3 protein-coding genes are annotated in these 2074 nt (G+C 37.3%); all 3 read left to right on the top strand.

The genetic code is table 11. From position 1 onward, the window contains the following. A partial coding sequence (locus tag D7D25_RS18110) for a hypothetical protein (protein ID WP_221408032.1) occupies positions 1–939 on the top strand: 939 nt, incomplete at its 5' end. After that, the gene (locus tag D7D25_RS17565; protein WP_122970206.1) at positions 923–1387 is read left to right on the top strand and encodes a hypothetical protein; all 465 of its coding nucleotides are present in this window, start codon (positions 923–925) and stop codon (positions 1385–1387) included. The genes D7D25_RS18110 and D7D25_RS17565, both read left to right, overlap by 17 nt. Positions 1388–1790: 403 nt before the next feature. Beyond that, entirely contained in the window at positions 1791–1955 is a 165-nt protein-coding gene (locus D7D25_RS17560; protein WP_122970205.1) for a hypothetical protein, read from the top strand. The last annotated feature ends 119 nt before the right edge of the window (positions 1956–2074 follow it).

Raw genomic sequence — 2074 nt, 5'->3', positions numbered from 1 at the left:
TTTTTCTTCATGCCAATATTAGTCGGCATGGCATGGGGAGCTTTGATTGGGGCGGCAACTTCGGCTGTGATATATACAGTACAGGTTGGAATTACCTCCGGTTTTAAAGATTTTAATTTATCCAACCTCGGTATGGCTGCTTTAATGGGAGGAGTTGGAGGTGCCATAGGAGGAGGACTCGGAGCATTAGGCTCCCAAATAGGCACATTTGGACAATCATTAGGATATAACATATTATCTAATGTGACCAGTAATTCTGCTACCACGATGGCTTTTGGGGGAGATGTCTCATGGGGTAATCTCGCAGGAATGGTTGCAGGAGGTGTTCTAGGTGCTAAAATTGGTAACTTCTCTGGAGTAAAAGGTGGTGCCTTAAAAAATATTGGTGCTGAAATGGCTTTTGGAATTGGTAAAGGTGCAGCAACCGGAGGAGTTGGAGGTGCAGTAGGTGCAGCCATTGATGGAAAAAATATTGGTAAGGGTTTGCTGCAAGGAGCTAAGAATGGGGCTATAGCAGGTGGAACTCTCGCCGGTTTAAATGTTGTATCAATGGGGGCAACTTATAAACCTGATATATCTTACGGTGAATTTGATGATTACACACCTGTTTATCGAAGAGGACACTTTCTATGGCCAAAGTCAGCGGGAATGACAGTCGGAAGAAATTTAGTGACTAGATTGACAGGAGATGATCCTGATTATGATTCTTATCTCCAAGCTCACGAAACAGGGCATCTTGACCAGCAGGCTAAAATGGGATTTGCGAATTTTTATGGCGAAATATTAAAGGAATATTTGACAGAGGGATTTTATGCTTCATACGATATTCCGAACACTTTAGAGCATGGAGCTAATTTGTATTCTTTAAATAGAATTGGATATTTTTGGTCTAATAAATACGGAAGAATAACTAAGCAAAATTATGATTACTATTATTAAACAATCATCTGCATTATTGTATGCAAGTTTGTTTTTCTTATTATCGGGATGTTGTTCCTTTCCATTAGTGGATTGTGGCCCTCTGACAACAGAACTGCAAATTAGTCCAAAAGAGACATCACTTAATGTTAAAGGAGTAGATTATATACTTACTTTTAAAGGATTTAGTTACTATAACAGAAGAAGTAAGGATTTCCTTTTCACAAATATATATGTCCATTTTAATAATAACGTTGAGGTTCTTTTGGAAGAAAGTGGAATTTACTATTTTCAAGATGGAAAAAAAATTCATGTAAAAGATATTCACAGAAATAATGAATATTATAGTATTTCACTCCCAAATCAAGTCTTCCCAAATCAAATTTACCTTAATGGAATAATTAAAGTAGATCAGGATGAAGAAAAATTTAATCTTATTCTCAATATTATTGATAATACTTTAGATTGAGATATATCAATCTTTCTCCTTTGGACAACAGTAGTTTGCAGCTACACCCATAATTACCTCTCCAACGGTTTAATACTGTTGGAGAGGTAAAATGGAGAAGATTTACATCATAGTATACCACTACTGATATTGGGTATCGGAATACGCGTGGCCTTCATCCTTATCGCAATGTATGTGCCGATGTTCAAGTTAGGACAGGCAATATACTAGATGGTTGCCTAACAAGAATATATTTAGTTAATTATATTTAATTAAAATGCCTTTTATTTACATAATAAAATATATGTTATATTTGCCATTATAACAAGACCGTAGATGTTTTTCTGATGTGACATGTTTGATCTTTCTTATTTATAATACTGTACTATAGTCATTTATTGTCTAATTAAAATTAAAAAACATCATGAAAAAGATTATCTTTCTGGCTTTTTTGCTAGCGTTTGTCCTGACTATAAAAGGGCAACAGCAATTGTCCTATACGTATGATGCGGCGGGAAACCGCATTGGCAGGACTATCGTGGTGGGCGCCCATAACATTGAGGGGGGAAGCGCCACGGAGTTACATTGACACTATCGACGGCAGGCAACTCGCCATCAACACCGGCAGTGGGCGGGTATACCGGCCATGAATACCTTCCTTGGTTCGGGTTGGTGAATATGAACGCAAGATTGTATGATCCTGCTTTA

The organism is Proteiniphilum sp. X52, assembly GCF_003712195.1.
Classification (GTDB): domain Bacteria; phylum Bacteroidota; class Bacteroidia; order Bacteroidales; family Dysgonomonadaceae; genus Proteiniphilum.
This window is presented reverse-complemented; position numbering and strand designations above follow the sequence as displayed.

Excerpts from the sequence above, each read along its gene's own strand:
- D7D25_RS17565 (WP_122970206.1), top strand. The coding sequence starts at position 923 with ATGATTACTATTATTAAACAATCATCTGCATTATTGTATGCAAGTTTG.
- D7D25_RS17560 (WP_122970205.1), top strand. The coding sequence starts at position 1,791 with ATGAAAAAGATTATCTTTCTGGCTTTTTTGCTAGCGTTTGTCCTGACT.